General features: G+C 70.4%; 1 protein-coding gene. It reads right to left on the reverse strand.

Annotation, left to right across the window (positions count from 1 at the left end):
* Window positions 1-7,907, reverse strand: a 7,907-nt coding sequence (locus HG543_RS49270; protein ID WP_169351921.1) for a non-ribosomal peptide synthetase, incomplete at both ends; no start/stop codon positions are given.

Consider the following 7,907-nt stretch of genomic DNA (forward strand, 5'->3'; position numbering starts at 1 on the left):
ACCTGGAAGTCGAGTCGGCCCAGGTACTCCAGCCCCCCGTCGGCCAGCCGCCGCACCTGGTCCCCCGTGCGGTACAGGCGCTCTCCGGGCGTCGAGGCGAAGGGGTCGGGAATGAAGCGCTCGGCCGTCAGCTCCGGCCGGCCGAGGTAGCCGCGCACCACGCCCGCACCGCCGATGAAGAGTTCCCCGGGCACGCCCACCGGCAACGGCCGCAGGTGCGAGTCGAGGACGTACAGGCGGGTATTGGCGATGGGCTGGCCCAGGCTGATGACGGAAGGCTGGGCGGGCAGGGCGAAGCAGGAGGACCAGACGGTGGTTTCCGTCGGCCCGTACATATTGAGAACGGAGGGCACGCGCTCGCGCAGCTGGCGGGCCACCTCCAGCGGCAGGGCCTCGCCACCGACGAGCAGCTGCTGGAGTGAGCGCAGGGCCTCGGCACTGGCGGAGTCGAGCAGCAGGGCGCGCGCCAGGGACGGCGTGCACTGCAGGTGGGTGATGGCGTGCTGGCGCACGGCGCGCGGCAGCCAGTCGGGACTCAGGGTGTCGGCCTGCAGCAGGACGCGGAAGCCACGCGCCAGCGTCCAGAGCAGCTCGAGGACGGAGATGTCGAAGGACAGGCGGGTGACGGCCAGCCAGGCGGCGTGAGGGGGCCGCGCGAGGTGGGCGTCCATGCCGGTGAAGAAGTTGGAGACGGTGCGGTGGGGCACCTGGACACCCTTGGGGCGGCCGGTGGAACCCGAGGTGAAGAGGACGTAGGCCAGCGAGTCGGAGGTGGCCAGCGGCGCGGGCGCGTGCGTGGGCAGAGCGCGCAGCGACGCGTCGTCCAGGGACACCACGCGAGCGCCCAGCGTCTCCGGCAGCCGGGCCAGCAGCGAGGGCTGGGCCACGAGGACGGCGGGACGCGCGTCCTCGAGCATCCACGTCAGACGCTCGCGAGGGTAGGACGGGTCGAGAGGGACGTAGGCGCCGCCAGCCTTGAGGATGGCGAACAGGCCCACCACCAGCTCCAGGGAGCGCTCGGCGCACAGGCCGACACGTACCTCGGGGCCAACGCCCAGCGAGCGCAGGTGCCAGGCGAGCTGGTTGGCGCGCGCGTCGAGCTCCCGGTAGGTGAGCCACGTGTCCTCGAAGCCGAGGGCGGGCGCGTCGGGAGTGCGGGCCACCTGCTGCTCGAAGAGGTGGTGGATGCAGGCCTCGGCCGGGAAGTCGGTGGCCGTGTCATTCCACTCCACCAGCAGCTGGCGACGCTCCGCCTCGGTGAGCAGGGAGATGTCGCTCAGCCGGGCGGCGGAGGCCAGGGCGCGCAGGGAATTGCGCCAGTGTTCGAGCAGCCGCTGCATGGATGCGGCCTCGAAGCGGGGGGCTTCGTAGACGGCTCGCAGACGCAGCGACGAACCCGGAAGGACGAAGAGGGTGAGCGGGTAGTTGGTGCGCTCGTAGGCCTCGACATCCTCCACCCGGAGCGAGCTTGCCCCCGACAAGGATGCATCGAGCGGGTAGTTCTCGAAGACGAGCAGCGAGTCGAACAGCGAGACGCCCCGAGGCACCTGACTGAAGGACTGTATCTGGACGAGCGGAGAGTGCTCGAACTGGCGCAGCTCGAGCTGCTGGGCCTGGAGCGACTGGAGCCAGGGCAGCAGGGTCGAGGCCTCCGAGGGCAGACGGATGCGCGCGGGCAGGGTGTTGATGAAGATGCCGACCAGGGTGTCGGAGCCGGGCAGCTCGGGAGGACGGCCCGCGACGGTGTTGCCGAAGACGACGTCCTGCTCACCCGAGTGCTGGGAGAGCACGAGTCCCCACGAGGCGATCGCCAACGTGTGAAGCGTGAGCTGATGCTGACGAGCGAAGGCCTGCAGGGAGGCCGTGTCCTCGGCGGAAAGGACGACATCGAGGGTGGAATGGCTGGGCTGCTCGCCCCGCGGCGGCGCGGCGTGCGTGTCCGCCGGGAGCGGCGTGGGAGAGGTGAAGCCTTCCAGGTAGGAGCGCCAGAAGGCCTCGTCGCCGGAAGCGTCGCGGCGCTGCAGCCAGTCGATGTAGTCGCGGAAGGGCGCCCTGGGCGCGGGCTGCGGCGCGGAGCCGGAGCGGAAGGCCTCGTAGAGGGAGAAGACCTCGCTGATGAGCAGGCCAATGCTCCAGCCATCCACCAGCAGGTGATGGTGACTCCAGAGGAAGCGCACGGACTCCTTCCCCAGGCGGATGGCCGTCAGTCGCACCAGGGGCGCACGGCGCAGCTCGAAGCCGCGCTGCGGGTCCTCGGTGAGGAGCTGCTCGAAACGGGCCTGCTGCTCATCGGCGGGCAGGGTGCTCCAGTCGAGCATCTCGAAGGGCAGCTCCACCTGGGAGTGGACCACCTGCAGCGGCGCGCTGAGCCCCTCCCAATGGAAGGAGGAGCGCAGGAGGGTGTGGCGCTGGAGGCAGGCCTTCCATGCGTCGAGGAACGCCGACAGGTCCAGTGCGGAGGTGACCGTCCAGGAGAGCTGCTGGAAGTAGCTGGAGGAGCCCGGAGAGAACAGGGCGTGGAAGAGGATGCCCTGCTGGGTGGGTGAGAGCGGGTAGATGTCCTCGACGTCCGGCCCGCTCTGTTGCAGCAGCGAATCGAGCGAGGGCTGGGATAGAGCGGCGAGCGGGAAGTCGCCCGGAGAGAAGCGTCGGGCGTCCTCGGAAGCGCGCAGGGAGATGAGCGCGCGCAGGTGGTGCAGGAAGCGCCCGGCCAGCGACTCGATGGTGGAGGCGTGGTGCAGGTGGGCGCTGTAGCCGAAGGCGAGCCGCAGGCAGCCCTGGAAGACGGAGCCGTTGATCTCCAGCGCATGCTGGCGCGTGCCCGACGGAGCAAGCGTGCCGCCAGGGGACTCGGAGGCTGGGATGAAGAGCTGGCTGGACGCGGCCGAGGCGTCGAGCTGGCCGAGGTAGTTGAAGGCGACCTGCGGCGTGGGCAGGGCCTGGAGCCGCTGGGCCACGTCGTCAGGCCCGAGCCACTTCAGCAGACCGAAGCCGATGCCATGGTGGGGCATGCGGCGCAGCGAGTCGCGCACGGCCCGCAGGCACTCACCGGCCGAGCCGTGTGACGGCACGGACAGCAACACGGGCGTGAAGGACGTGAACCAGCCCACGGTGCGCGAGACGTCCACGTCGTCGAAGAGCTCCTCGCGGCCGTGGCCCTCCAGGTCGATGAGCACTCCGGACTGGCCGGTCCACTCGGAGAGGGCCCGAGCCAGGGCGGTGAGCAGCACGTCGTTGATGTGCGCGCGCCAGGCGGTGGGCACCTCCTGCAGCAGCAGCTTCGTCTCCTCCGCGTCGAGGGCGACGGAGACGGAACGCTCGGAAGCGTGCGTGTTGGCGCCGGAGGCGTCGGTGGGCAGCGGCGCCACCCGAGCGCGGGCCTCGTCCAGCCAGAAGGAGGCCGCCTCGGAGGACAGCGACTCGGAGCGGGCGTGGTCCTGAAGTCGGCGAGCCCAGGCCTGGAACGACGTCGTCTTCGCCGGCAGCGAGGCGGCGGAGCCTTGCTGGAGCTGCCGGTAGGCGGACTCGAGGTCTTCCAACAACACACGCCAGGAGACGCCGTCGATGACGAGGTGGTGCGCGACGACCAGCAGGCGCTGTTGGCCGTTGCCGAGGTGGAAGAGGGCGGCGCGCAGCAGGGGAGGCTGAGAGAGGACGAAGCCGGCCTGGAAGCGCGAGGCCTCGGCTTCGAGCGCCGCGGGCTGCTCGGAAGCAGGCGTGGAGGAGAGGTCCACCTGGAGCAGGTGGAAGGTCGCCTCGTTGGGGCTGGCATTCTCCTGCCGCCAGAGGCCATCCGCCTGTTGGAAGCGCAGGCGGAGGGCATCGTGGTGGGCCACCACGAGCGCCAGTGCCTTCTCCAGGAGCGTGGGCTCCAACGGCGAGCGCGAGGCCAGGAGCACCGCCTGGTTGTAGTGGTAGGCGTGCTCCGCATCATGCGCCAGCAACTGGTGCTGGGCCGGCGTCAGCGGCACCGGACCCGTGATGGGGTCCTGCTCGGCGAGCGTCGCGGAGGCGGACTTCACGACGAGGGCCAGCTGCGCCACCGTCTGGTGCTGGAAGAGCTGACGGGTGGCGAGCACCAGGCCCGCCCGCCGTGCCCGGGCGACGACCTGGAGGCTGATGATGGAGTCGCCGCCCAGCTCGAAGAAGTTGTCGTGAATGCCCACCTGCTTCAGGCCGAGCACCTGCGCCCAGATGTCACACAGCCGCTGCTCCACCTCGTTGCGAGGCGCGACGTACTCGGCGCGGGTCGCCAGCGCGGCGTCCGGCGCGGGCAGGGCCTTCCGGTCCACCTTGCCGCTGCTCGTCAGGGGCAGGGTCTCCAGGGGGACGAAGGCCGAGGGCACCATGTACTCGGGCAGCTTCGTCTTCAGGAAGTCGCGCACCTCGGTGATGGAGGGCGCCTGCGCACCCGAGGACGACACGACATAGGCCACCAGCCGCTTGTCGCCACGGGAGTCTTCACGCACCACCACCACGGCCTGACGCACCTGCGGGTGCTGCTCCAGGGCCGCTTCGATTTCACCCAGCTCGATGCGCAGGCCGCGCACCTTCACCTGGAAGTCGAGCCGGCCCAGGTACTCGATATGGCCGTCGGCCAGCCAGCGCGCCTTGTCGCCGGTGCGGTAGAGACGGGCACCGGGCTGGGAAGAGAAGGGGTCGGGGATGAAGCGCTCGGCGGTGAGCTCGGGCCGGGCGAGGTAGCCGCGACCGACCTGGATGCCACCGATGAAGAGTTCACCGGGCACGCCCACCGGCACCGGACGCAGGTGCGCGTCGAGAATGCGGATGGAGGTATTGGCAATGGGACGGCCGATGGGAATGGAGCGGCGTCCCTCTTCAGGCAGGCAGTGGAAGGCGGTGACGTCGACGGCGGCCTCGGTGGGGCCGTAGAGGTTGTGCAGGCCCACGCCGGGCAGCCGCTGCATGCAGCGCTGCGCCAGCTCGGCGGAGAGGGCCTCGCCACTGCACACCACGCGCCGCAACGACGCGCACCGCTGCAACCCCGGCTCCTCCAGGAAGACCTGGAGCATGGAGGGCACGAAGTGCAGCGTGGTGACGTGCTGCTCGGCGATGAGGCGCACCAGGTAGTCGGGCTCCTGGTGGCCGCCAGGGCGCGCGAGCACCAGGCGGGCGCCCGTCATCAACGGCCAGAAGAACTCCCAGACGGAGACGTCGAAGCTATAGGGCGTCTTCTGCAGCACCACGTCTTGGCCTGAGAGGCCATAAGCCTGCTGCATCCAGAGCAGGCGGTTGACGACGGCGCGGTGGGCATTCATGGCGCCCTTGGGGCGGCCGGTGGAGCCCGAGGTGAAGATGACGTAGGCCAGCGAGTCCGGGGTGGCCAGCGGCGCGGGCGCGTGCGTGGGCAGAGCGCGCAGTGCCTCGTCACTCAGAGCCACCACGGTGGCCCCCGGCGTCTGCGGCAAGCGGGTCAGCAGGGCGGGCTGCGCCAGAAGCACGGCGGGACGCGCGTCCTCCAGCATCCACTCCAGACGCTGACGGGGGTAGGACGGGTCGAGCGGGACGTAGGCGCCGCCGGCCTTGAGGATGGCGAACAGGCCCACCACCAGCTCCAGGGAGCGCTCGGCGCACAAGCCGACGCGCACCTCGGGCCCGACGCCCAGCGAGCGCAGATGCCAGGCGAGCTGGTTGGCGCGCGCGTCGAGCTCCCGGTAGGTGAGCCACGCGCCCTCGAAGCCGAGGGCAGGCGCATCCGGCGTGCGCGCCACCTGCTGCTCGAAGAGGTGGTGGATGCAGGTGTCCACGGCCAGGGGCACGCGGGTGTCGTTCCACTCCACCAGCACGCGCTGACGCTCGGCTTCGTTGGAGAGCGGCAGGGACGACAGGCGCGTGTCGGGTCTGGAGACAGCCGCCTCCATCAGCACCTGCAGGTGCTCCAGCATCCGAGCCATCGTGTCCGCGTCGTACAGGTCGGTGCTGTAGTCGGCGAGGCAGGCCAGGCCCTCGGGTGTTTCGCTGATGGAGAGCGAGAGGTCGAACTTCGCGGTACCCGTGCTGCTCTCCACGCTTCGCAGGGCGAGGCCCGGCAGCTTCAGCTCCGTAGCGGGAGCGTTCTGAAGAACGAGCTTCACCTGGAACAGCGGCGCGTGGGCGAGGCTGCGCTCGGGGTTGAGCACGCGCACCAGCTCCTCGAAGGGCACGTCCTGGTGCGCATAGGCACCCAGCGCCACCTGACGCGTGCGGCCCAGCAGCTCACGGAAGGTGGGGTCTCCGGATAGGTCCCCACGCATGACGAGCTGATTGACGAAGAAGCCAATGAGGCCCTCGGTGTCGGCATGGGTGCGGCCAGCGATGTCGGTACCCACGACAACGTCCGTCTGCCCGGAGTAGCGAGACAGCAGAACCTGGAAGCCGGCGAGCAAGGCCATGAAGGAGGTGACGCCCTCGCGCTGGCAGAGCGCCTGGAGCGCCTTGGACACAGTCGCGGGCATGAGCCGCGAGAGGGTGGCGCCGCGGTAGGACTGCACTGCCGGGCGGGGCCTGTCGGTGGGCAGCTCGAGCACTCGCGGCGCACCGGCGAGCTGCTGGCGCCAGTAGGAGAACTGAGCTTCGAGGGCCTCGCCCTGGAGCCACTGGCGCTGCCAGGCGGCGAAGTCGGCGTACTGCACGGGCAGCTCGGGCAGGGGCGAAGACTGGCCTTGCGAGAAGGCCTCGTAGAGCGCCGCGACCTCACGCACCACCACACCCGTGGACCAGCCATCGGAGATGATGTGGTGCATGTTGAGCACCAGCACGTGCTGCTGCGCTTCGAGCTTCAGCAGCAGGGCACGCAGCAGCGGGCCATGCGCGAGCGAGAAGGGCTTGCGGCACTCGGCCTCGACGAGGCGGCGGGCTTCGGCCTCGCGCGCCTCGGCGGACAGGGCGCTCAGGTCCACGCGCTCCAGGGGGAAGGGTGCGGGTGGCGCGATGACCTGGAGAGGTTGATCGGCGTCAGCGGGGAAGGAGGTGCGCAGCACTTCATGGCGGCGCATCAACTCGGAGAGGCTGCGCTCCAGGGCAGCCACGTCCAGCGAGCCCTCCAGGCGCAGCGGCGCGGGCATGTTGTAGAGCGCGCTGTCGGGGATGAGCTGGTCGAGGAACCATAGACGCTGCTGAGCGAACGACAGCGGCAGTGCGTCTGTTCTCTCCACCGGTCGCAGCGGCGGCAAGGCCAGCGCACGCTTCGAGCGGATGGAGGTCTCCACGGCCCGGGCGAGCATCTCGAGCGTGGTCGCCTCGAAGAGGGTGGGCAGGGGCACCTCCACACCGAACGAGGTGCGGATGCGCGAGGCGACCTGGGTGGCCAGCAGCGAGTGGCCGCCGAGCTCGAAGAAGTTGTCGTGGATGCCGATGCGCTCGACGCGCAGCACCTCGCTCCAGAGGGAGGCGAGCTTCTGCTCCGTCTCGCTGCGAGGCGCGACGTACTCGACGCGGGCGGAGAGCGCCCCGTCCGGCGCGGGCAGAGCCTTCCTGTCGAGCTTGCCGTTGAAGGTGAGGGGCAGGGCCTCCAGGGCAACGAAGGCCGAGGGCACCATGTACTCGGGTAGCTGCTGCTTGAGGGCCTCGCGCAGCGCGCTGGCGTCGGGCGCCTGCGCCCCCGAGGGCGGCACGACGTAGGCCACCAGCCGCTTGTCGCCCGCGACGTCCTCGCGTGCCACCACCACCGCCTGCCGCACCCGCGGGTGCTGCTCCAGCGCCGCTTCGATTTCTCCCAGCTCGATGCGGAAGCCGCGCACCTTCACCTGGAAGTCGAGTCGGCCCAGGTACTCCAGCCCCCCGTCGGCCAGCCGCCGCACCTGGTCCCCCGTGCGGTACAGGCGCTCTCCGGGCGTCGAGGCGAAGGGGTCGGGAATGAAGCGCTCGGCCGTCAGCTCCGGCCGGCCGAGGTAGCCGCGCACCACGCC

The sequence above is a fragment of the Pyxidicoccus fallax genome (genome assembly GCF_012933655.1).
Lineage (GTDB): Bacteria > Myxococcota > Myxococcia > Myxococcales > Myxococcaceae > Myxococcus > Myxococcus fallax.